The organism is Streptomyces sp. NPDC091279, assembly GCF_044757465.1.
GTDB lineage: Bacteria > Actinomycetota > Actinomycetes > Streptomycetales > Streptomycetaceae > Streptomyces.
This window is the reverse complement of sequence record NZ_JBIVVA010000002.1, coordinates 198,399-220,281: the sequence shown is the minus strand read 5'-3', so window position 1 is coordinate 220,281 and position 21,883 is coordinate 198,399. Positions and strand designations below refer to the sequence as shown.

The following is a 21,883-nucleotide window of genomic DNA, read 5'->3' as shown; positions in this document are numbered from 1 at the left end:
CCGCCCCGCCACCCCGAAAGACCCCGCCATGCTCACTCGCAGAACCCTCCTGCGCGCCACCACCGGTGCCGCCGCCCTCGCCGCCGCCTCCCCGCTGCTGGCCGCCTGCGGCTCCGACGCGTCCGCCGCCCTCGACCCGCACGCCACCCCGAAACTGGACGGCGTCACCCTCACGATCCTCGCCAACCAGCCGAACGCGCTGTCCTTCCAGTACCTCGCCGAGCCCTTCGAGAAGGCGACCGGCGCCAAGCTGAAGGTCACCCCGGTCCCCTACGACAAGCTCACCGCGAAGGCGGTGCTCGACGTGCAGTCGGGGGCGGGCCAGTTCGACGTGTTCATGTACTGGTACGCGGCCGTCGGGACCCTCGCGCAGGGCGGGGTCATCGAGGATCTGACGGCCTACATCAAGGCCCACCGGGACATCGACGAGAGCGACTTCCTGCCCTCGCTGTACGACACGTACACCCGCTACGACGGCAGGCGCTGGGGGCTGCCCTACGACGGCGACACCCACATCCTCTTCTACAACACGGAGATCTTCGAACGGCACAAGGTCCAGGCGCCCAAGACCTGGGAGGAGTACAACGAGACCGCCGCGAAGATCACCAAGGACGCCAAGGGGAAGTACTACGGCGCCATCATCGAGGCCCAGCAGGTGCCCGTGATCCTCGGCTGCGCCTTCGCCAACCGCCTTGCCGGGTACGGCGGTTCGTTCCTGGACGCGGCCGGGAACCCCACCCTGGACACCCCGGAGGCGATCGCCGCCGCGCAGATCCTCTTCGACGCCGCGCCCAGCGCCCTGCCGACCCCGTTGCAGATCGGCTTCGACCAGGCGACGCCCGCGTTCCTCGACGGCAAGGGCGCCATGCTCGACTTCTGGACCGACTTCGCCAAGCGTGCCCAGGACCCCAAGCAGTCCAAGGTGGCCGGGAAATGGGGGGTGACGACGCTGCCGGTCGGCGGCGCCCACACCACCCCGCGCACCTCGCTGGACGCCGGGTTCGGCCTCGCGGTGTCCAAGGCGTCCCAGCAGAAGGAGGCGGCGGCCGCCTTCATCGCGTGGGCGACGTCCGCGCGGCAGAACCTCCTGGTGCTGTCCAAGCCGGACGCGGGCGCCGACCCGATCCGCACCAGCACCCTCAACTCCCCTGAATTCCGCACCTATTCGCCCGACTCCTACGAGGTCGTCCGCACCGGTCTCGCCGGTGACCCGCTGCCGTGGCCCACGGTCCCGGGGGCGCCGCAGCTGCTCCAGACCCTCGTCGACGAACTCGCCCTGGGCCTCCAGGGCAAGCAGAGCGCGAAGGAGTCGTTGCAGAACACCCAGAAGGCGTGGGAGAAGGAGCTGAAGAAGGGCGCGTCGGGATGAGCGCCGCCGACCTGACGGCCCCCGCACGGGCGTCAACGGCCTTGTCCGCCACGCGCGTTCCGAAGCTGCTGGCCGCTCCCGCCGTCGCCTTCCTCGCGGTGTTCGCCGCCTATCCGCTCGTCTATCTCATCGGGCTCGCCCTCACCGACTCCACGCTCGCCCAACCCCTCCAGAAGTGGACGGGGTTCGCCAACTTCCGTACGGAGCTGGAGAGTCAGTCCTTCACCGGCTCGCTGTGGCGCTCGGTCGCCTTCGCCGTGCTGGCCGCCACCGCCCAACTGCTCCTCGGCACCGGGCTCGCGCTGCTGCTGCGCGCCCGGGGCCGGCGTCCCGGTCTGCTCGGCACCGTGCTGCTGCTGCCGTTGGTCACCCCGCCCGTGATGGTCGGCGTCGCCTGGAAGCTGCTGCTCGCCCCGGTCGGCGGCGCCCTCAACGGCGTGCTGCACGGCGTGGGTCTGCCGGGTGTCAACCCGCTCGGCGGCGGCCTGTCGGCGTTCCTCACGCTGGTCGTGATCGACACCTGGCAGTGGACGCCGTTCGTCATGCTCCTGGTGTACGCCGCCCTGCTCGGTGTCCCGGACGAGCTGACCGAGGCCGCCGCGATCGACGGCGCCGGGGCCTGGCGCACGCTGCGCTCGGTCACCCTGCCCGCGATCGAACCCACCCTGCTCTCCGTGCTGTTGCTCAAGCTGGTCATCGGTTTCAAGGTCTTCGACCTCGTGTACGTGGTGACCTCCGGCGGCCCCGGTTTCTCCACGACCACCAGCACCTACGACATCCAGCGCACCGCCCTCCAGGAGTTCGACGTCGGCGCCGCGGCCGCCGGGACGGTCGTCTTCTCCCTGGTCATCGGCGCCGTGACGAGCCTGGTCGCGCTGCGCCGCAGGCACCACGAGGAGACCGCATGAGCACCACCGCCCCACTCGCCCACCAGGAACGGCAGATCGCCCCGCAGGCCGCACCCGCCCCGCCGCGACCGGGGAAGGCCCGTAGGCGCCGGCCGCGCTGGCCGAGTGTCGTCCTCGCCCTGGTCGCCCTGGTCATGGCGGTCCCGATCCTCTACGTCGTCTCCCTCTCCCTGCGCTCCCGCGACGACGTCCTCAACGGCGGTCTGCTGCCCAGCGCGCTGTTCTGGCGGAACTGGCCGGACGCCTTCCGCGCCGTCGACCTCGCCCACTACGCCCTCAACTCCTGGGCGGTGGCGGCGGGTTCGGTCGTGCTCACGCTGGTGATCGCGGTGCCGGGCGCCTACTGCACGGCGCGCGCCGGACGCGGTGGTGCCCGGCTGGCGAGCCTGGTCCTGTCCAGCTACTGCGCCCCGCCGGTCGTCGCCGTGCTGCCGTTGTTCTTCCTGCTGCGCACCCTCGACCTCGACAACACGGTGACCGGTCTCGCCCTGGTCGACGGCCTCGCCAACGTCCCTGTGGCGATCTGGCTGTTGGACGGTTTTGTGCGCCGGGTGCCCCGGGAGGTGGAGGAGGCGGCCTGGCTTGACGGGCTCGGCAGCGCGGCCACGCTGCGCCGGATCGTGCTCCCGCTGATCGGCCCCGGGGTCGCGGCGGCGGCCCTGATCTGCTTCTTCCTCAGCTACAACGAGTTCCTGTTCGCGCTGAGCTTCGCCCAGGACAGCGGTTCACAGACGCTGCCGGTGCTGCTCTCGCTCTTCCAGGGCGACAAGAACGTCGAGTTCGGACAGCAGGCGGTCGTCTCGCTCGTCGGCATCGCCCCCGTCTATCTCCTCGCCGTGGCCGCGCAACGCCGCCTGGTCGCCGGCCTGACCACCGGAGCTGTCAAATGACCTCGCCCACACCGCCGTTGACGCCCCGGCGTATTCATCTCAACGCCTTCGACATGGCCTGCGTCGGGCATCAGTCGCCGGGGCTGTGGCGCCATCCCGACGACCAGGCGCACCGGTACACCGACCTGGAGTACTGGACCGAGCTGGCCCGCCTCCTGGACCGGGGCGGCTTCGACTCCCTGTTCATCGCCGACGTCCTCGGCGTGTACGACGTCTATCAGGGCTCCCGGGACGCCGCCGTCCGCCAGGGCGCGCAGATCCCGCTGTCGGACCCGCTGCCCGCGATCTCCGCGATGGCCGCCGTCACCGAGCACCTGGGCTTCGGCGTCACCGTCTCCCTCACCTACGAACAGCCCTACAAGCTGGCCCGCACCCTGACCACCCTGGACCACCTCACCAAGGGCCGGGTCGCCTGGAACGTCGTCACCTCCTACCTGGAGAGCGCGGCCCGCAACCTCGGACTCGACCGGCAGCAGGGCCACGACGACCGGTACGAGGTGGGCGAGGAGTTCCTGGAGGTCTGCTACAAGCTGTGGGAGTACTCCTGGGACGACGACGCGGTGGTCCGGGACCCCGAGCGCGGCCTCTACACCGACCCGGCCCGCATCCGCGACATCGCCCACAAGGGGCGGCACTTCGAGGTCCCCGGTGTGTTCCTGTCCGAGCCGTCGCCGCAGCGCACCCCGGTCGTCTTCCAGGCCGGTGCCTCCTCGCGCGGCCGTGCCTTCGCCGCCCGGCACGGCGAGGGCGTCTTCATCAACGCGGTGAACCCGGCGGCGACCCGGAAGGTCGTCGACGACATCCGGGCGCGGGCCGTCGCGGAGGGCCGGGACCCCGCGAGCGTCAAGATCTTCATCCTGCTCACGGCGGTCACCGCGCCCACCGACGAGGAGGCCCGGGCCAAGCACGAGGACCTGCTCCGGTACGCCTCCTACGAGGGCGCCCTCGCGCTCTACGGCGGCTGGAGCGGCCTCGACCTGTCCGAACTCGCCCCCGATCAGCCCCTGGAGTACGTCGACACGGACGCCGTGCGCTCGGCCCTCGCGATCTTCTCCAGCGCCGATCCGACCCGCACCTGGACCCCCGACCAGGTCGCCCGCTACCTCGGCATCGGCGGCATCGGGCCGGTCGTCGTCGGCTCCCCGGCCACCGTCGCCGACGCGTTGGAACGGTGGGTCGAGGAGGCCGACATCGACGGCTTCAACCTCGCCTACGCCACCACCCCGGGCACCTTCACCGACTTCGTCGACCTCGTCGTTCCCGAACTGCGCGCCCGGGGCCGGATACCGGTGACCCCGCCCGGCACGACGTTGCGGGAGCACCTGTACGGCGCGGGCACCCCCCGGGTCCGCGCCGACCACCCGGCGGCCCGGCACCGCGAACGGGGGGTGGCCGAGAGCGGACGGGCCCGCGGCCCCGCCACCACCCCGTCGGACGGCCGGAGTTGACCTCGCCGGGCACCTGATCGCGTTCCTACGCTCGCTCGTCGAGTTCCCCGATGCGCCGGGCGACCTCCCGGGCGATCACCTCCACCTGCGCGTCGCGCAGCAACTCCGGGTGGGTGCACGGCAGGTCGAGGTTGCGAAGGTCGCCGCTCACGTGCGGGGCCCAGGCCGTGTGGGTCAGCCAGTCCTCCGGCCGAGGGGCCGCCGCCGTGAAGAACAGGACGTCGCCGTCGTAGCGCCGGTGGGTGTGCTCGCGCAGGGCGCGGGCGTGGTGGGGGACGATGTCCACGATCCGTGACAGGGTGCCGTCCTCAAGTCCCGCCAGCGGACTGCCCGCCGCGCGGAGCGTGGCGAGGACGTCGGCCCGGGTGCGTTCCGCGCCACGCTCGAATCCGGCCATCCGCAGAACGGCGGTGAGCGCGTCGCCCTCCTGGGGCGCGGGGCGGGCCCGCCACTGTTCCGAGGGGAACGCGTCCAGCAGCGCGAGGAGGTCGACCCTCTCCCCCGCCTCCTGCAACAGGACCGCCACCGTGTGCGCGAGGACGCCGCCGACCGACCAGCCGAGGAGGCGGTAGGGGCCGTGCGGGGCGATCTCGCGGATGCGGGTCACGTAGTGGGCCGCCTGCTCCCACAGCGATTCCGGCAGCGGCCCGTCGCTCGTCAGACCGGGTGCCTGGAGGCCGTGCACGGGCTGGTCCTGGCCGAGCCGGGCGGCGAGGCCCGCGTAGCACCAGGAGAGGCCGCCCGCCGGGTGGACGGCGAACAGCGGGGTCCGGGTGCCCCGGGCGTGCAGCGGCAGCAGTACGTCGAGGGCGTCCGCCGCCACCGGGGAGGCGTCGGTGATCCGGGTGGCGAGGGCGGCCGGGGTCGGGGCCTGGAAGAGCGAGCCGATGGTCAGCTCCGCGCCCAGTTCCTCGCGTATCCGGGTGAGGAGCCCGATGGCCAGCAGCGAGGTGCCGCCCAGGTCGAAGAACGCGTCGTCCGGGCCGGTGTGTTCGGCGCCGAGCACCTCGGCGAAGAGCCGGGTGAGCGTCTCCTCCAGCGGGTTCGCGGGGCGTGGTGTGCCCGCGCCGGTGTAGACCGGGTCCGGCAGTTCGCGGCGGTCGAGCTTGCCGCTGGGGCCGAGCGGGAACGCCGGGAGGGTGACGATCGCCGACGGCACCATGTGCTCGGGGAGTTCCCGGGCGAGGGCGGCACGCAGCGCGGCGGGGTCGGCCGTGCCGGTCACATAGCCGACGAGGCGGTCGTCGCGGACCACCGCGCAGGCGCCGTCGACCCCTTCCCCGGCCGCGAGCGCGGCCTCGATCTCGCCGAGTTCGACGCGCTGGCCGCGCAGTTTCACCTGGTGGTCGGTGCGGCCGAGGTACTCGACCTCGCCGTCGCGGGTCCAGCGGGCCAGGTCGCCGGTGCGGTACATGCGGGCGCCGGGCGCGCCGAACGGGTCGGTGCCGAACCGCTCCGCCGTGAGGTCCTCCCGGTTGAGGTAGCCGTCCGCCAACTGCCGTCCCGCCAGGTGGAGTTCGCCGACCACGCCGGGCGGGCAGGGCTGCCCTGCCGGGTCGAGGACGTACAGGCGGGTGTTCCAGACGGGGCGTCCGATCGGGACCGGACCCGTGCCGTCCGCCGCGCACGCGTGATACGTGACGTCGACGGCGGCCTCGGTCGGCCCGTACAGGTTGTGCAACTCGACGCCCGGCAGGGTGCGGGCGAAGGCGCTCGCCGTCTCGCGCGCCAGCGCCTCCCCGCTACAGAACACCCGGCGCAGCACCCCGGCGGCCTGCCGCGCGCCCGGCTCGGCCAGGAACACCTGGAGCATGGACGGCACGAAGTGGCAGGTGGTGACGGACTGTTCGCGGATCAGCCGGGCCAGATAGGCCGGGTCCTTGTGTCCGCCGGGGTCGGCCAGGACCAGCGTCGCGCCCTCCCGCAGTGGCCAGAAGAACTCCCACACCGAGACGTCGAACGACGACGGGGTCTTCTGGAGCACCCGGTCACCGTCCCCGATCGGGTACGCGTGCTGCATCCACCGCAGCCGGTTGTCGATCGCCGCGTGCGGTACGACGACGCCCTTGGGGCGGCCGGTCGAGCCGGAGGTGTAGATGACGTACGCGGGGTGGGCGGGGGTGAGGGCGCGGGCCGGGGGCGTCGCGGGGTGGGCGCTGACGTCGAGGCCTTCGAGGGCGACGAGCGGGGTGCCGGTGCCGTCCGGGAGCCGGCCGGCGTGGTCGGTGAGCGCGCAGACGGGCGCGGCGTCCTGGAGCATGAGCGTCAGCCGCTGCTCGGGGTAGTCCGGGTCGAGCGGCAGATAGGCCGCGCCGGACTTCAGGACGGCGAGCAGCGCCACGATCAGGTCGGCCGAGCGCGGCAGGGAGACCGCCACCCGTTCGCCCGGTCCGGCGCCGAGGCCGCGCAGATGCCGGGCGAGCCGGTTGGCGCGGGCGTCGAGTTCGGCGTAGGTGAGGGTGACGTCCCGGTGCTGGAGGGCCGGTGCCCGGGGGGTGCGGGCCGCCTGTGCCTCGATCGGGCCGATCAGGGTGGTGGCCGGTACGGCGTGCTCGGTGCGGTTGAACTCGTCGAGGACCAGGGCGAGTTCGGCGCGGGTGGCGATCGGCTGGGCGGCCAGGTCGGTGTCCGGGTCGGCCGTCGTGAGGCGCTCCAGGAGGTCGATGTAGCGGGCCTGGTGCGCGGCGAGGTCCGCGTCGTCGTAGAGCGCGGGGTTGCCGTCGTGGTCGATGCGCAGGCCGTGGCCGTCGGCGCGGTCGTAGACGTTGACCGTGAGGTCGTCGACGGGTCCTGCGGACAGGTTGTGGGCGCGGGCCGGTGCCCCCGCGAAGGTGGCTCCGTAGTCGAACGGCATGACGTTGACCAGCGGTCCGGCCAGGCCCCGGTGCTCGCCGAGCAGGCCCAGGTCGCGCCGGATGTCCTCGTAGCGGTAGCGCTGGTGGCGGCGGGCCTGTCGGAGCCCGAGGACGACCTGGCGCACCAGCTGCGTGAAGGTGGTGCCGGGTGCGATGTCCAGGCGCAGCGGCAGCACGTTCATGACCATGCCGGGCACGCGCAGCGCGACGGAGCCCAGGCGGCCCATCAGGGGGACGCCGAGGACCACGTCGGTGCGGCCGGTGGCGCGGGCGGTGTACAGGGCCTGGGCGGCGACGAGCACGTCGGGCCAGGTGGCGCGGGTGCGGGCGGCGAGGTCGCGCAGCGCCTCGGTGGTCGCGGGCGACAGCCGGGTGGTGTGCCGGCGGAAGGTGCGGGAGGGCAGCGCGGCGCGGCCCGCGAGGCGGGAGGCCTCGGGCCGGTCCCGGAACGCCTCGTTCCAGAAGGCGCGGTCGGCCGCCAGGTCGCCCGAGGAGCGGTACGCGGCGTCGACGGCCAGCAGGTCGGACAGGGCGGCGAAGGGGCGGGGCCCGGGGTCCTCGTCGCGGACGAGCGCGGAGTACACCTCGGCGGTGCGGCGGACCAGGAGCGCGTAGCCGAAGCCGTCGATGGCGAGGTGGTGGATGCGCTGGTACCAGAGCCAGCGGCCGGGGCCGACGCGGAACAGGGCGTGCCCGAACAGGGGTCCCGCGGCCAGGTCGCAGAGGCGGGCGAGGTCCGCGCGCATCCACGCCAGCGCCTCGTCCTCGCCGAGGTCGCGGTGGACGGTGAGCGGCGGTTCGACGTCGGCGCGGACGTGTTGGCGCGGTCCTTCGGGGGTGTCGGTGACGCGGACGCGCAGGGTGTCGGCCTCGGCGGTGACCTGCCGCAGCGCCCGGGCGAACAGGCCGGGGTCGAGTTCGCCGTCGATCTCCAGGTACTCGGCGGTGTTCTGGGCGGGGCTGAGCGGGTCGAGCGCCTGGGCGTACCACATGCCGGTCTGGGCGGCGGTCAGCGGCAGCACCTGGTCGCGGGTGCCGGTGGCCTCGGGGAGGGTGGCGGTCATCGGAGGGCCGCTCCCAGGAGAACGGCCCAGGCCTCGACGACGGGCTGTTCGGCGAGGTCGACGTAGGACAGCTGGGTGTCGTGCTCGCGGCGCCAGCGTTCCAGGAGGGTCATGATGCGCACGGAGTCGAGCCCGTGGTCGACGAGGTTCTCGTCGACGGGGATGTCGGCGGGGTCCTCACCGATGCAGTCGGCGACGTCCTGGCGGATCTGTTCCACGGTGAGGGTCATGCGGCCCGTACCTCCTGGACGACCGTGTCGGTGGTGGTGACGACGGCGCAGCGGCCGGCGGCCCAGCGCAGGGCGAGGTCGTGGTCGTCGCGGCTGAAGTCGGCGACGGCGTCGGCGACGACGAACGCCTGGATGTCCCGCATCCACGCGTCGGCGGCGCTGACGAGCACGCCGATGTGGGCGTAGACGCCGACGATGACGAGCTGGTCGCGGCCCGACTGCCGGATCAGGGACTCCAGTTCGGTGCGGACGAAGGCGCTGTACTTCCACTTGGTGAGGACGGTGTCGCCGTCCTCGGGGGCGACGGCCGGGGGCATCGCCAGGGCGGCGGGGTCGTCGGCGGCTCCTGGGCCCCAGAAGTCGAGCTGGAGTCCGCGTTCCTCGGGGGTCTGGCCGCCGCGCTGGGCGGAGTACAGGACCGGGATGCCGAGCCCGCGGCTCTCCCGCAGCAGGCGGGCGGTGTTGGCGAGCATGCCGGTGAGCGGCTGTTCGCCGGGCGGGTAGGGGGCGAGGAAGTGGTGCTGGAGGTCGTGGACGAGCAGGACGGCGCGGGCGGGGTCCACGGTCCAGTCGACCCGGTTGGCGGGCAGTTCGTCCGGCCCCGGCAGGGGGTAGGCGGCGATGGCGGGCAGTGCCATGGTGGGGGAGCCTTTCAGTGCTGCTCGGCGGCGGACCGCTGGTGCTTCTTGCTGACCTTGCCGATGCCGGTCTGGGGGAAGGCGGCGACGAACTCGACGAGGTCGGGGACCTTGTAGGCGGCGACGCCCCGTTCGCGCACGAAGCGCTTGACGGCGACGGCGGTGAGGGGGGCGGCGTCCGCGCGCGGGATCACATAGGCGAGGGAGCGTTCCCCGAGGTAGGGGTCGGGGACGGCGACGAGGGACACGTCGTGGACGGCGGGGTGGGCGAGGATGATGTTCTCGATCTCCTCCGGCGCGATCTTCTCGCCGCCCCGGTTGATCTGGTCCTTCGCCCGGCCCTCGACGACGAGGTGGCCGCCGGGGGTGCGGCGCACGATGTCGCCGGTGCGGTAGAACCCGTCCGCGGTGAAGGCGCGGGCGTTGTGCTCGGGGGCCCGCCAGTAGCCCCGGATGGTGTAGGGGCCGCGGGTCAGCAGGTTCCCGGGCTCGCCGTCGGGGAGGTCCCGGTCGGCGTCGTCGACGACGCGGATCTCGTCGTGCGGGGAGATGGGGCGGCCCTGGGTGGTGACGACGGTCTCGGTGTCGTCGTCCAGGCGGGTGTAGTTGACGAGGCCCTCGGCCATGCCGAAGACCTGCATCAGGCGGCAGCCGAGCGCGGGTTCGAGGCGGCGGGCGGCGACCTCGCTGTACTTGGCGCCGCCGACCAGGACCAGTTCCAGGCTGGTGAGGTCGTGGTCGGTGGTGGCCGCGGACTCGGTCCAGACGAGGGCGAGGGGCGGTACCAGGCCGGTCATCGTGACGCGTTCGCGCGCGACGATCGGGAACGCCGTGTCCGGGTCCGGCGCGGGGCACAGCACGACGGTGCCGCCCGCGTACAGCACGCCGAGCCAACCCGGGCTGCTCATCGGGTAGTTGTGGGCGGCCGGCAGGGCGACGAGGAAGCGGGTGTCGGCGTCGACGCCGCAGATCTCGTTGGAGCCCCACAGCGAGTACAGGTAGTCGTCGTGGGTGCGCGGGATCAGTTTCGGGCGGCCCGTGGTGCCGCCGGACAGCTGGAGGAAGGCCAGTTCGTGCGGGGCGGGTCCGGTCAGGGCGACGGGGTCGCGGGCCACGTCGGCGAGCGCGGTGTGCGGGCCGGGGTCGTCGCCCACGACGAAGACGTGCCGCAGGGTGGGTGTGTCGGCGCGGACCCTGGCGGCGAGTGCGCGGTGGTCGAAGCCCGCGTGCCGGTCGGGGATCACATAGGCGACGGCTTCGGAGAACGCGCAGAAGTGGGCGATCTCCGTGTCACGGTGGGCGGGCAGCGCGTAGACGGGGAGCGCGCCGATACGGAAGAGCGCGAAGACGACCTCGATGAACTCCCCGATGTTCGGGAGCTGTACGACGACGCGGTCCCCCTTGCGGATGCCGCGCTGTGCGAACCCGGCCGCCAACCGGTCGGCCCGCTCGTCGAGTTGGCGGTAGGTCCAGGTGCGGCGGGTGGGCGCCGGGTCGATCAGGGCGATCCGGTCGGGGTGCTGTGCGGCGCGCTCGCGCAGGACGCCGCCGAAGGTCTCCCCGCGCCAGTAGCCGGCGGCGCGGTACCGCTCGGCGAACTCGGCGGGCCAGGTCGGCGCGTCCACGCCGGGTGTGGTGGCGTCGGTGGTCACAGGGTGGCTCCCACGGCGTTGAGGAAGGTGCGGAACTTGGCGTCGGTCTCGGCGGTCTCGGCCTCGGGTGAGGAGGCGGCCACCACGCCCGCGCCGGCGAACAGCCGCAGCACGGTGCCCTCGGCCTCGGCGCAGCGGAGGGTGACGACCCATTCGCCGTCGCCGTCCGCGTTCTGCCAGCCGACCATGCCGGCGTAGGCGCCCCGGTCGAAGGGTTCGGACTCCGCGATGACCGCGCGGGCCACGGCGGTCGGGGTGCCGCAGACGGCCGGGGTCGGGTGCAGGGCCAGGGCGAGGTCGAGGGCGGTGGTGGTGGCGGGGCGGGCGAGGGTGCCGGTGACGGTGGTCGACAGGTGCCACATCGCGGCCGTCCGCACCAGCGTGGGGCGTTCGGGGACGTCGAGGGTGTGGCAGAACGGGGCGAGGGCGGTGCGGACGGCGTCGACGACGACGGCGTGTTCGTGCAGGTCCTTGGGCGATTCCAGGAGCGCCGCCGCGCGCCGCACGTCCTCGGCGAGGTCGGTGCTGCGCGGCGCGGACCCGGCCAGCGGGTTGGCGGTGAGGGTGGCCGCGGTGCGGGAGACGAGGAGTTCGGGGCTCGCGCCGACGAGGGTGCGGCCGGGGCCGCTGGGCACGGCGAACGTGTAGCCGGCCGGGTCGCGGCGGGCCAGTCGGCGCAGCATGGCGCTCAGGTCGGGGGCGTGCGGCGCGGTGAGTTCCAGGGTCCGGGCGAGGACGACCTTGTCGAACTCTCCGGCCCGCATCCGGGCGACGGCGGCGGCGACCAGGGCGCCGTACTCGTGTGCGGCGGGCACCTCGCGCAGCTGCCATCCGGCGGGGTCCTCGGTGTGCGGCACGGGCAGCGAGACGAGGGGGTCGGACCGCAGCGGGGGCGCCCAGCGCACGTCGCGCGGGACGGCGAGGGCGGGCGGGGCGTCCGGGGAGAAGGGCAGGGCGCCCATGACGACCGGGTCGGGCTCGCCCGCACGGCGCCGGGCGTCGAGCAGTTCGCCGACCCGCTCGGTCAACGGCCTCGCGGTGTGCGGGAGTTCGGCGGCGGTGCCGGAGCCGAGGAGGGTGCGGTGCGGGGTGGCGAGGAAGCGGTCCCCGGCCGGGTGGTAGGCGTCGAGCAGGGCGGTCGCGGCGCCGGGGCGTATCAGCTCGGGCGGGGTGGCGTCGAGGGGGGCGGTGGGCCGGTGGACGGAGGTAGCCATGAGGGTCTCCAGAGGGAGGACGAGGGGGCCGTGCGCGGCGGTTCAGGCCGGTCGTGGGGAGCGGGCCGGGTGGCACGGGAGCGCGGGTGCGGTCGCGGGCCGGGGTGAGCGGTCCGGGGCGCGGCGCGGGTCAGGGCCGCAGGGTGGCGCCGCCGTCGACGTACAGGTCGTGCAGGGTGATGTGCCGGGCGCGGTCGGAGACGAGGAAGGCGACGGCCTCCGCGACATCGGCGGGGTCGGCGATGCGACCGAGCGGGATGCCGGTGCGGTAGGTGGCGAGGTCGCCCTCGACGACGCGGCGCGCGGCCGCTTCCAGGTCCTGTTCCCCGGACGACTCCCACATGCCGCGCTGCATGTCGGTGAGGGTGGAGCCGGGGCAGACGGTGTTGCAGCGCACGCCGTGCGCGGCGACCTCCAGGCCGAGGCATTTGGTGAACATCACGGTGGCCGCCTTCGACGCGGCGTACGCGGCCATCCCCGCGCGGGGGACGCCGGCCGCGTTGGAGGCGACGGTGACGATGCTGCCGTCGCCTCGGCCGCTCATCCGGCCCGCGACCGCGCGCGAGACGTGGAAGACGCCGTCGGTGTTGACCGCGAAGGTGGCGGCCCAGTCGTCGTCGGTGGTCTCGGCGACGGAACCGCCGCGCAGCACACCGGCCACGTTGACGGCGATGTCGAGGGCGCCGAGGCTCTGTTCGGCGTCGGCGACGAGCGTCTCGACGGCCCTGGCGTCGGTGACGTCGAGCGGGCGGGCGACGACCCGGCCGTCGGCGTAGCGTGCCGCGACCCGCGCGACCGAGGCGGCGTCGAGATCGGTGGCCAGGACCCGGGCGCCGCGTCCGGCGAGCGCCCCGACCACCGCCTCCCCGATGCCCCGGCCCGCCCCGGTGACGAGGGCGAGACGGCCTGTCAGTTCCCCTGCGGGGGTGGCGTTCGGCTGCCCGGACATCACTTGACCAGCGCCTTCTCAACGTCGTCGAGGACGATCCGGGCGGCGAGCGGGCCGCCGGCGCTGTTCCACGCGGAGCCCTGGACCACTACGACGTGGCCCTCCTTCTGTGCCGTCAGCCTGTTGAAGTTGGTGACGTTCCGGGCCTGGGCGTAGGCCCTCTCGCCGTCGGCGCGGCTGCCGAGGGTGCCGAAGAAGAGCCAGTCGGCGTCGATGGTGTCGAGCTTCTCCAGGGAGACCGGTTCGCTGTGCCCGCTGCCGGTGCCCTGCTGGGCGGCGGGCCGGTGCAGGCCGAGTGCCGTGAGGGTGGAGCCGACCACGCCGTCGCCCCGGCCGACGACGGAGGGGGCGCCGCCCTGCCAGCGGACGACGGAGACGGACTGCCCGGCGGCCGCGCCGAGCCCCTTCTTCACGCCGGCCACCCGGGTGTCGAAGCCGGTCAGCCACTGCTGGGCGGCGGACTTCCGGCCGAGGGCGTCGGCGGTGTCGGTGAACGCCGTCCGCCAGTCCTCGTTGAGCTTCGCGGTGACGACGGTCGGGGCTATCTTCTGGAGCCCGGCGACGTTCTTCTTGGCGCCGGTGGTCTCGTCGAGCAGGATCAGATCGGGGTGCAGCGCGGCGACCCGCTCCAGGTCGGCCGCGGCGACGGTGGCCACGACCTGGGTCTTGGCGGCCTTGCCCGCGAGGTACGTCGACACTCCTCGCTGGCCGCGCCCCGCGGTGGCGCCGACCGGTTCGATGCCGAGTGCGAGGGCCGCGTCGAGGGTCGGTTCGCTCAGCGCGACGATCCGCTTCGGGGTGCTGGGGACGTCGACCTTGCGGCCCTCGGCGTCGGTGATGCGGTGGGTCGTGGCCGTCGCCGTCTGCCGGGTGCCGGCCGGGTCGCTGTCGCCGCCGCTGCCACAGGCGCTCAGGAGCAGGGCTCCCGTCAGCACGGCACCGGGGAGCAGCGCCGCGCGGCGGGAGGGTCGGGGGGTGGACATGTGCGTGGTGCTCCTTGGGGAGTGGGGAGAGCGGGGCGGGGTGAGCGGAGTGGGGTGAGCGGGGGTGCGGGGCGTCGGTGGGGGGCTGTGCGGACGGACCGGGGCGTCGCGAAGCGCGGCGGGACGGCACGGGAGGTCGTGCCCGCCGTCGAACGCGCCTCGGACGGAAGGGGAACGGGCCGGGTGGGGAACCGGCGGGGTGGCGGTGGTCGGTCAGAAAGTCCCGGTGGAGCCCGTGGTGGGGGACGCGGCGAGGGGCCGCCGGGCGGACCGGGTGCGGGATCTCACGGGCCGGGAAGCCGTGGGGAGCCGGACACCCCGGGCGTCGACGGGGGTGGTGGCCCGGTGTTCCGGGAGCCTCTCGACGCGGGGCCCGACGGCTCGGAGCGGCCGTGGTTCCCGCAGGACGGTGGCCCGGGCGGCGGGCACGGCGACTGGACGGTCATGTCTCCTCTTCCTCCGGCGACCAGGGTTGTCAACAGAGTTGTCAGCAGGCGTTATTAGGTTAGCCTAACCTCATTACATGTCCAGAAAAACGCCAACCCGGCTGGAAAGAACACAGCGAACTTCGGCCACCCCCACCCTCGCCCGCCCCACCCCGCCGCCCTACTCCTGGGGCCGTTCCCGCTGGTCACGGCGGTGGCACTGCCGTTGACCGTGGGCACACCCCGGGGCGTCCGAAGCGGACCGTTCTCGCCATCCGGCTCCCGGCTCGCCAACGACGCCGAGTGGTTGCGACTGCCAAGAACCCTCACCGGGGTGACCGTCGACGCGACCCTCGACTCCGTGGGCAGCGTCACGCGGCTCGCCACTCCCCCGAGGCCGGTCGCCGGGTCGGCCTCCCCATCCCCTCGCCCCCTGCCCCCCGCCCCTCTGTCCCCCGTCCCGCGATGCTCCGAAAGGGCGACGCCACCATGACCCACGTGACCACGGCCGACGACATCGAGAGTCCGCGGCTGCGGCGGCTGTTCGACGCGTGGACGGCGGAGGGGAACGCCGCCGTCGACCGTTTCTGGCGGGAACTGGCCGACACCGGAACGCCGTTGATCGAGCCGGTCGCGGGGGCCGCTCGGGAACGTCTCGTGACGGTCGTCTGGCGCCAGGACCGGCCCGTGGCGGGCGTCTATGTGATGGCCAACCGCGTCACCGACAAACACCACGCGGCGCGGGGCATGATGCGCCGCCTGGCGGGGACCGACGTGTGGTTCGTCAGCCTGCGGCTCCCGCTCGGGCTGCGCTGCGGCTACCGCGTTTATCCGTTCGGCCCGGACGATCCGCACCTGGGCGCGGACGGCCCCCGCTCCGGCTCGGCGCGCGGGCTGCCCGACGACCGGGTGGACCCGCTCAACCCGCACGCGGAAGGCCCGTTCGGCTCGCTGATCGAGCTGGACGGCGCCCCGTCACTGGCGGAGTGGCGCGGCGTTCCGGCACCGGCCCGAGCCGGGCGGACCGACACCTTCGGCCTCCCCGGCGACGGCGTGAGCGGCTGCCGTGTCCGCCGGTTCGTGCCGGTCACCGACGCGCCGGACGCCGAACTGGGCCTGCTCGTCCTGCTCGACGGCGAGAAGTGGTTCGACCGCTTCCAGGTCACCGGCGCCCTCACCGCGGCCGTGGCGGCGGGCCGCATCCCGCCGCTGGCCGTCATCGGCGTCGAGGCGAGCCCCGACCCCGGGGCCCGGATGCGTCAGCTCGGCGCCGACCCCGCCTTCATCGACCTGCTCTGCGACGCGCTGCTGCCCGCCGTGGCCGCCGACCTGCCCGGCCGCACGACGGCCCGGCACACGGTGCTGTGCGGACAGAGCCTGGGGGGCCTGACGGCGCTGGCGACGGCGTTGCGCAGGCCGGACGCGTTCGGCACGGTCCTCGCCCACTCCCCCTCGACCTGGTGGCGCCCCGGCATGACCGCCCGCCCCCGGACGATCGCCTCCGACGGCGACACCTGGCTGTACGAGCAGGCCGCCACGGCCCCCGTCGGTGACGTCACCGTCCGCATGGACGTCGGCTCCCGCGAGGGCCCGATGACCGACGATCTGCACCGGCTGCACGCGCTCATGACGGCCCGGGGTTTCGACTCCGCGCTGCACGTGTACACCGGCGGCCACGATCACTGCTGCTGGGCCGCCGCGTTGATGGACGGCCTCACCGACCCGGCCACCCGGCTGCCGACGCGGCAGTTGGCCTGAATTGACCCCTCTCCTCCCCTCGGCCACGGAACTGCGAGGAAGGGATCGGCGCTTTTTCGAAGCATCCGGATTCGCCCCGGTAATAGTCGGTAAAAGACACCGGCCTCACACATTTCTCACACTTCTCCGGTCAACTCGTCGCGTTTTTATGGTTAGTTCTGGTCGCTTTTGCCCTGCCTCCCTGATGGAGATTTCGAAAAGATCGCTGATACTTTTGTATCGTCGCGAGGCCGTGGGGGTGGCCGGTGGGGAGAAGGGGGACGTCAGTCATGTCCACGTCAGCTACGTCGACCCGCCCGAGGCACGCGCCGTGCGGAGGGGAGACGCAGTGACAGAGGCAGGGCGGGAATCGGACGGCCCCGAGGAGAGCGAGGGCCCCCCGGACCGTCGGCGGACCTCCCCCGGAGCGCCGCGCGCCACCGACCCGGACGCCGACCAGGCACCGGCACGGATGGACCCCGAGCTGACGATGCAGTTGAAGGCGCCGCCGCCCCAACTCGCCGACCAGACGATGCAGTTGAAGGTCCCGCCGCCTCAACCCACCGACCAGACCATGGCGTTGCGGATTCTGCGGCTGAAGCCGTCGGGTGGGCGGGCCGACCGGCGCAAGGCGGCCCGGCCACCGTCCGCCCGGGTCCGCGCCGGGACCTCGCTGGCCGCGCTCGGCGCCCGACTGACGCCGTACGTACGGCGGTTCAGGCCCCGGTACCCGCGTCCCGGCCGTGCGGACTGGCGCCGTTGGATACCCTCCGGGCGGCAGTGGCTCGGGGCCACCGTGGCGGGCGTCAGTCTGACCGGGCTGTTCCTGACCGTCGCCTACGCCGTCACCGACGTGCCGCGCAACCTCAACGCGTACGCCACCCAGCAGGACAACGTGTACTTCTGGTCCGACGGGACGCCGATGGCCCGCACCGGGTGGGTGCAGCGGCAGGCGATGCCGCTCAAGGACATTCCCGAGGACGTCCGTTGGGCCGTGCTGCTGGCCGAGAACGAGAGCTTCTACAGCGACCCCGGCGTCTCTCTCACGGGCCTCACCCGCGCCCTGTGGCGGACGGTCGGCCAGGGTGACACCCAGGGCGGCTCGACCATCACCCAGCAGTACGTCAAGAACGTCTACCTGAACCAGAACCAGACCCTCAGCCGCAAGTTCACCGAGGCGATGATCTCGCTCAAGCTCGACAACCAGATGAGCAAGGACACGATCCTGGAGGGGTACCTCAACACCAGCTGGTTCGGCCGCGGCACCTACGGCATCCAACGGGCCGCGCAGGCGTACTACGGCAAGGACGTCAACGAACTCGACGCCGGCCAGGCCGCGTTCCTCGCCTCGCTGCTCAAGGGCGCCGGGCTGTACGACTCGACGCTGAGCGCCGCCAACCACAAGCGGGCCGTGGAGCGCTGGAACTGGATCTTGGACCGGATGGTGAAGTACGGCAAGCTGTCGGCGTCCGAGCGGGCCACGTACCGGACCTTCCCGGAGCCGCTCAAGCGCAACCCGCTGTGGGACACCGGCGAGCAGAGCGACTACCTGGTGGAACTCGCCTCCCAGTACGCCCAGAAGGCCGGCCACATCTCGGCCCGACAGTTCGACCTGGGCGGCTACCAGATCTACACGACGTTCGACCGCAAGCGGGAGGCGGCCCTCGACGCCGTGGTGGCCAAGGAACGCGACAAGGCCCGCGAGAGCGACCCGAAGGCGAAGGCCACGGCCCACTACGGCGCCGCGTCGGTCGCCGACGACGGCCGCATTCTCGCCGTCCACGGCGGCCCCGACCACCGCAAGCAGGGCTACAACGAGTCCAACTCCACGACGGTGGCGGCCGGTTCGGCCTTCCTGCCGTTCGTGTACGCGGCCGGTCTGGAACACGGCGCCCTCAAGGAGCGGGACGCGCCCCGCGAGCCGGTCACCCCACAGTCCCTCTACGACGGCGACGACGCCGTGCCCGTCACCACGCCGGAGGGCCCCTACTGGGATCGCAACGGCAAGAAGGTCGCCGCGCACAACGACGGCCGCACCTCCTGGGGCCGACTGACCCTGCGTGAGGCGCTCGCGAAGTCGGTGAACACGCCGTTCATGCAGCTGGGGATGGACGCGGGCCTGGACAAGGTGAAGCAGACGGCGCAGGCGGCCGGGCTGCTCGCCACCAGCATGGGGCCGCAGGTGCCCGCCCTCTCGCTGGGCAGTTCCACGCCGAGCGCGATCCGCATGGCCAGCGGTTACGCCACGTTCGACGCGGCGGGCCGGCACACCGAGCCGTACTCCGTGAGCCGCGTCACCAAGAACGGTTCGGCGGTGCGGCTGGCCCGCCCGGACAGCCGTCGCGCGTTCGGCGCCCGGGTGGCCGAGAACGTCACGCAGGCCCTCACGGACGCCTTCCGCACGGCGCATCCGGACGCGGCGCCCGCCGGGGCCGCGGTGGCGGGCAAGGCCGGGACCACGGCCGACGACACCGCTTCCTGGTACGTCGGTTCGGCCCGCGCCGTGTCGACGGCGGTGGTCGTCTACCGCATGGACCTGGCCAAGAGCCTGGAGCCGCTGCCGCTGGACGGGCTCGCGGGAACCGCCGACGACAGCGTCCCGTACACGATCTGGGCGGGCGCCATGAGCCCCCTGGGCTGACCGGTGCCCCCGGTCCCCGTACCCGTGCCCGCACTGGAACCCCCCTCGCAGATTTGAGCCGCGTATGAAGCCGACCTCCGGTCGCCGCCGCCGTAAGGCGTCCTCGTTCCGCCGTGCCGTCCCCGCCCGGTTCCTGGCGCTCGCGGCGGCCTTCCTGGTCGTCTGCTCGGGGGTCGGCGCCTATCTGGCGTTCGGCGGGCGGGGCGGCACCGAGCTGGCCGCCTCCTCGGCCAAGGACACCGGCCAGAACGCGGCCCGCGCCACGAAGGAACCCGCGTGGGACGGCAGGACCAAGGTGCTCGGGGACGGGTCGACCTCCTACACCGGCCCACAGAAAGGGCAGTTGAAGGCGGTGCCGCTCAAGCCGGGTGAGAAACCACCGCAGTTCGTCGTCTTCTCCTGGGACGGCGCACTCCAGGGCGACGACCAACTCTTCTCGCACTACCGGGAGTTGGCCCGCGAGTACGACGCCCATATGACGTTCTTCCTCACCGGCATCTATCTGCTGCCCAAGAGCAGGAAGGACCTCTACCACCCGCCCCAGCACGCCCCGGGCTCCGCCGCGATCAGCTATCCCACCGACGAGCACATCCGCACCACCCTCACCCAACTCGCCGCGGCCTACGAGGACGGCGACGAGATCGGCACCCACTTCAACGGCCACTTCTGCGACGCCAAGGGCGGCGGCGACTGGAGCGTCAAGGAGTGGAAGAGCGAGATCGACCAGTTCTACGCGTTCGTGGAGAAGTGGAAGACGAACACCGGCTACAAGGATCTGCCCGCCCTGCCGTTCGACGTCCGCAAGCAGGTGGTGGGCGGCCGCGCCCCCTGCCTTGAGGGCCAGCCGAATCTGCTGAAGGCCATCAAGGACTACAACTGGCGCTACGACGCCAGTTCGCCGGGCGACTTCCAGATATGGCCGTCCAAGAAGAACGGCATCTGGGACTTTCCGCTTCAGATGCTTCCCTATCCCGGCGGGAAGTATCAGAGCCTGTCGATGGACTTCAACTTCCTCTACAACCAGTCCGAGGGCGAGACCCAGGGCGATCCGGCCAAATACCCCGACTGGGAGGAGGAGACCGTCGCCTCCTACATGGCCGGTTTCGACCGCGTCTACTACGGCAGCCGGGCCCCGCTGTTCATCGGCAACCACTTCGAGGACTGGAACGGCGGCATCTACATGAAGGCCATCGACCAGGTGGTGCGGAACATCTGCGGCAAGAAGGGCGTCCAGTGCGTGTCCTTCAAGGAGCTGGCCGACTGGCTCGACGTGCAGCGGCCCGAGACGCTCCAGCGGCTGCGCGACCTCGACCCGGCCCAGTCCCCCGACTGGTCCACGGTGGTCAAGTGAGCCTGGAATCACGGTAGTTCGGGCACCGGACCACTCTTCACACCGCGCACACAACCTGTGCGAAGATGCCACCGCCGTTGCGTAAGGACAGAGAAGGGAATCTCGTTGAGATCAAGGAAAATAGGCCGTCGGCAACGCCGTGCCGTCATGATCACGGTGGCCGCGTCCTCGGTGGTCGCCGGTGTCGCGCTGCCCAGCTGGAGCGCGGGCGCGGCCGTCGTCGACGACCCGACGGTGGACGCCGGCACGAAGGCCACGTTCCAGCGGCTGGCCGACGCGGTCTTCGCCGACCGCACACAGGCCCTGGTGAGCCCGGCGTCGGGCACGGCCGACAAGCAGGCCAGGCAGCGCACCTCCCGCTTCACCGGCCAGGTGCGGCTGTCGGGCACGCAGTCCCGCGAGGAGAGCGCGACCCTCGGTCAACTGGGCGCCCGCAAGGCCCGGTTGGCCAAGCTCGGTGAGAAGTACAGCGCGGCCGACACCGCCGTCGCCCTGAACGCCACCCGCGTGAAGGGCCGGCAGGCCACGGTCGCCGTCACCGAGACCACGACCCTCACCTACGCGAAGGCCGAGGGCACCGCGCCGAGGACCACCGGGTTCCAGGCGCACCACGAACTGACCTTCCGCGCCGACCGGCAGGGCACCTGGCAGCTCACCGGCGTCCGGGACACCGACGACGGCTACCTCGCGGTGAACCAGGTGGCCGCGCCGTCCGTCGCGGTCGCGGCCGCCGCTGCCGCCGACCCGCCCTCGGCGACCCGCTCGGCGACCACGCTGCCCGCACCGGCCAAGCCGAAGAGCCTGACCGCCTCCGGCTACGACTACAAGGCGATGGTGGCCTACGCGACCAAGTACTGGAGCACGTACAACGCGGCCTACCCCGACTTCAACGGCGCGGGGGCCGGCGGCGACTGCACCAACTTCGTCAGCCAGGCCCTGAAGGCGGGCGGCTGGGTCCATGTCCCGGGCTACACGAACGACTTCACCAAGTGGTTCGGCAACTCCGAGATCCAGTCGGACTCCTTCGTCGGCGTGAACGAGTTCTCCTGGTTCGCCCTCTCCTCGAAGCGGGCCACCAGCCTCGCCAACGTCTACCAGATGGACATCGGCGACGTGCTGCAACTGGACTTCGACAAGGACGGGTCCAAGGACCACTCCATGATCGTCACCAACCGCACGGCCCAGGGCGTCCCGTACCTCACGTACCACTCCACCAACACGTACAACAGGTCGGTGGCCAGCCTCATCGCGTCGTACCCGAACGCGGCGTACTACGCGTACCGCACCTGAGCGGAACCCGACGCGAGCGGGGACCGGCTAATCGGCCGGACTGACTGACCGTCACTGGGCCAGCCCCCGCCGACTCGTTGGGGACGACGGCTGTGGAAGCGAGTGCCTTCTGGCCGGGGACGAAGAGTTCAACCGATCCAGGCAGAGGGCACTTTCCACTTACTGGGCACGGTCGCGGTCCTGCCCTCAGATCCGTACCGATGGTTCGGGGACCGATGGTCGGGTGGACCCACGCACGA

15 protein-coding genes are annotated in these 21,883 nt (G+C 72.6%); 8 read left to right on the top strand and 7 right to left on the bottom strand.

The window, feature by feature from the left end; all coding sequences use genetic code 11:
- Positions 1 to 28: 28 nt before the first annotated feature.
- From ACIQOU_RS04715 to ACIQOU_RS04700, 4 genes are read left to right on the top strand one after another with little or no spacing between them, the layout of a single operon-like run.
- Positions 29 to 1,369 carry an ABC transporter substrate-binding protein gene (locus tag ACIQOU_RS04715; RefSeq protein WP_401533866.1) on the top strand — a complete coding sequence of 447 codons (1,341 nt, stop codon included), beginning with the start codon at positions 29 to 31 and terminating at the stop codon, positions 1,367 to 1,369.
- Complete coding sequence (locus ACIQOU_RS04710; protein ID WP_401533865.1) at positions 1,366 to 2,277, top strand: carbohydrate ABC transporter permease; 912 nt, start codon at positions 1,366 to 1,368, stop codon at positions 2,275 to 2,277. Before ACIQOU_RS04715 ends, ACIQOU_RS04710 begins: the two co-directional genes overlap by 4 nt.
- Positions 2,274 to 3,167, top strand: coding sequence for a carbohydrate ABC transporter permease (locus ACIQOU_RS04705; protein WP_401533864.1), 894 nt, complete (start codon positions 2,274 to 2,276; stop codon positions 3,165 to 3,167). Before ACIQOU_RS04710 ends, ACIQOU_RS04705 begins: the two co-directional genes overlap by 4 nt.
- A complete protein-coding gene (locus ACIQOU_RS04700; protein ID WP_401533862.1) occupies positions 3,164 to 4,615 on the top strand; it encodes an LLM class flavin-dependent oxidoreductase in 1,452 nt (483 codons plus the stop codon). Before ACIQOU_RS04705 ends, ACIQOU_RS04700 begins: the two co-directional genes overlap by 4 nt.
- A gap of 25 nt (positions 4,616 to 4,640) precedes the next feature.
- Here the strand turns inward: ACIQOU_RS04700 and ACIQOU_RS04695 are convergent, their stop codons facing one another.
- From ACIQOU_RS04695 to ACIQOU_RS04665, 7 genes are all read right to left on the bottom strand, one after another.
- Positions 4,641 to 8,534, bottom strand: coding sequence for an amino acid adenylation domain-containing protein (locus tag ACIQOU_RS04695; RefSeq protein ID WP_401533860.1), 3,894 nt, complete (start codon positions 8,532 to 8,534; stop codon positions 4,641 to 4,643).
- Positions 8,531 to 8,764: a phosphopantetheine-binding protein gene (locus ACIQOU_RS04690; protein ID WP_401533857.1), complete on the bottom strand. Its 234-nt coding sequence runs from the start codon at positions 8,762 to 8,764 to the stop codon at positions 8,531 to 8,533. Before ACIQOU_RS04690 ends, ACIQOU_RS04695 begins: the two co-directional genes overlap by 4 nt.
- On the bottom strand, positions 8,761 to 9,402 hold the full coding sequence (locus tag ACIQOU_RS04685; RefSeq protein WP_401533856.1) for an isochorismatase family protein: 642 nt from the start codon (positions 9,400 to 9,402) through the stop codon (positions 8,761 to 8,763). The genes ACIQOU_RS04690 and ACIQOU_RS04685 overlap by 4 nt, the downstream gene beginning before the upstream one ends.
- A gap of 14 nt (positions 9,403 to 9,416) precedes the next feature.
- On the bottom strand, positions 9,417 to 11,054 hold the full coding sequence (locus ACIQOU_RS04680) for a (2,3-dihydroxybenzoyl)adenylate synthase (protein ID WP_401533854.1): 1,638 nt from the start codon (positions 11,052 to 11,054) through the stop codon (positions 9,417 to 9,419).
- Positions 11,051 to 12,268: an isochorismate synthase gene (locus tag ACIQOU_RS04675; RefSeq protein ID WP_401533853.1), complete on the bottom strand. Its 1,218-nt coding sequence runs from the start codon at positions 12,266 to 12,268 to the stop codon at positions 11,051 to 11,053. The genes ACIQOU_RS04680 and ACIQOU_RS04675 overlap by 4 nt, the downstream gene beginning before the upstream one ends.
- A 130-nt stretch (positions 12,269 to 12,398) precedes the next feature.
- Positions 12,399 to 13,217: a 2,3-dihydro-2,3-dihydroxybenzoate dehydrogenase gene (locus ACIQOU_RS04670; RefSeq protein ID WP_401533851.1), complete on the bottom strand. Its 819-nt coding sequence runs from the start codon at positions 13,215 to 13,217 to the stop codon at positions 12,399 to 12,401.
- The gene (locus ACIQOU_RS04665) at positions 13,217 to 14,200 is read right to left on the bottom strand and encodes an ABC transporter substrate-binding protein (RefSeq protein ID WP_401533850.1); all 984 of its coding nucleotides are present in this window, start codon (positions 14,198 to 14,200) and stop codon (positions 13,217 to 13,219) included. Before ACIQOU_RS04665 ends, ACIQOU_RS04670 begins: the two co-directional genes overlap by 1 nt.
- A gap of 914 nt (positions 14,201 to 15,114) precedes the next feature.
- Between ACIQOU_RS04665 and ACIQOU_RS04660 the strand changes: the two genes are divergently transcribed.
- The 4 genes from ACIQOU_RS04660 to ACIQOU_RS04645 all read left to right on the top strand — a co-directional run bounded on the left by ACIQOU_RS04660 (position 15,115) and on the right by ACIQOU_RS04645 (position 21,644).
- The gene (locus tag ACIQOU_RS04660; RefSeq protein ID WP_401533848.1) at positions 15,115 to 16,383 is read left to right on the top strand and encodes an alpha/beta hydrolase-fold protein; all 1,269 of its coding nucleotides are present in this window, start codon (positions 15,115 to 15,117) and stop codon (positions 16,381 to 16,383) included.
- 511 nt (positions 16,384 to 16,894) lie between these two features.
- Positions 16,895 to 19,003 (top strand): transglycosylase domain-containing protein, encoded by a 2,109-nt coding sequence (locus ACIQOU_RS04655; RefSeq protein ID WP_401534641.1) that lies wholly within the window; start codon positions 16,895 to 16,897, stop codon positions 19,001 to 19,003.
- A 64-nt stretch (positions 19,004 to 19,067) separates the two neighbouring features.
- The gene (locus ACIQOU_RS04650; protein WP_401533846.1) at positions 19,068 to 20,354 is read left to right on the top strand and encodes a hypothetical protein; all 1,287 of its coding nucleotides are present in this window, start codon (positions 19,068 to 19,070) and stop codon (positions 20,352 to 20,354) included.
- 147 nt (positions 20,355 to 20,501) lie between these two features.
- Entirely contained in the window at positions 20,502 to 21,644 is a 1,143-nt protein-coding gene (locus tag ACIQOU_RS04645) for an amidase domain-containing protein (RefSeq protein WP_401533845.1), read from the top strand.
- Positions 21,645 to 21,883 lie beyond the last annotated feature (239 nt).

Excerpts from the sequence above, each read along its gene's own strand:
- ACIQOU_RS04715 (WP_401533866.1), top strand. The coding sequence starts at position 29 with ATGCTCACTCGCAGAACCCTCCTGCGCGCCACCACCGGTGCCGCCGCC.
- ACIQOU_RS04710 (WP_401533865.1), top strand. The coding sequence starts at position 1,366 with ATGAGCGCCGCCGACCTGACGGCCCCCGCACGGGCGTCAACGGCCTTG.
- ACIQOU_RS04705 (WP_401533864.1), top strand. The coding sequence starts at position 2,274 with ATGAGCACCACCGCCCCACTCGCCCACCAGGAACGGCAGATCGCCCCG.
- ACIQOU_RS04700 (WP_401533862.1), top strand. The coding sequence starts at position 3,164 with ATGACCTCGCCCACACCGCCGTTGACGCCCCGGCGTATTCATCTCAAC.
- ACIQOU_RS04695 (WP_401533860.1), bottom strand. The coding sequence starts at position 8,534 with ATGACCGCCACCCTCCCCGAGGCCACCGGCACCCGCGACCAGGTGCTG.
- ACIQOU_RS04690 (WP_401533857.1), bottom strand. The coding sequence starts at position 8,764 with ATGACCCTCACCGTGGAACAGATCCGCCAGGACGTCGCCGACTGCATC.
- ACIQOU_RS04685 (WP_401533856.1), bottom strand. The coding sequence starts at position 9,402 with ATGGCACTGCCCGCCATCGCCGCCTACCCCCTGCCGGGGCCGGACGAA.
- ACIQOU_RS04675 (WP_401533853.1), bottom strand. The coding sequence starts at position 12,268 with ATGGCTACCTCCGTCCACCGGCCCACCGCCCCCCTCGACGCCACCCCG.
- ACIQOU_RS04670 (WP_401533851.1), bottom strand. The coding sequence starts at position 13,217 with ATGTCCGGGCAGCCGAACGCCACCCCCGCAGGGGAACTGACAGGCCGT.
- ACIQOU_RS04665 (WP_401533850.1), bottom strand. The coding sequence starts at position 14,200 with ATGTCCACCCCCCGACCCTCCCGCCGCGCGGCGCTGCTCCCCGGTGCC.
- ACIQOU_RS04660 (WP_401533848.1), top strand. The coding sequence starts at position 15,115 with ATGACCCACGTGACCACGGCCGACGACATCGAGAGTCCGCGGCTGCGG.
- ACIQOU_RS04655 (WP_401534641.1), top strand. The coding sequence starts at position 16,895 with ATGCAGTTGAAGGTCCCGCCGCCTCAACCCACCGACCAGACCATGGCG.
- ACIQOU_RS04650 (WP_401533846.1), top strand. The coding sequence starts at position 19,068 with ATGAAGCCGACCTCCGGTCGCCGCCGCCGTAAGGCGTCCTCGTTCCGC.
- ACIQOU_RS04645 (WP_401533845.1), top strand. The coding sequence starts at position 20,502 with ATGATCACGGTGGCCGCGTCCTCGGTGGTCGCCGGTGTCGCGCTGCCC.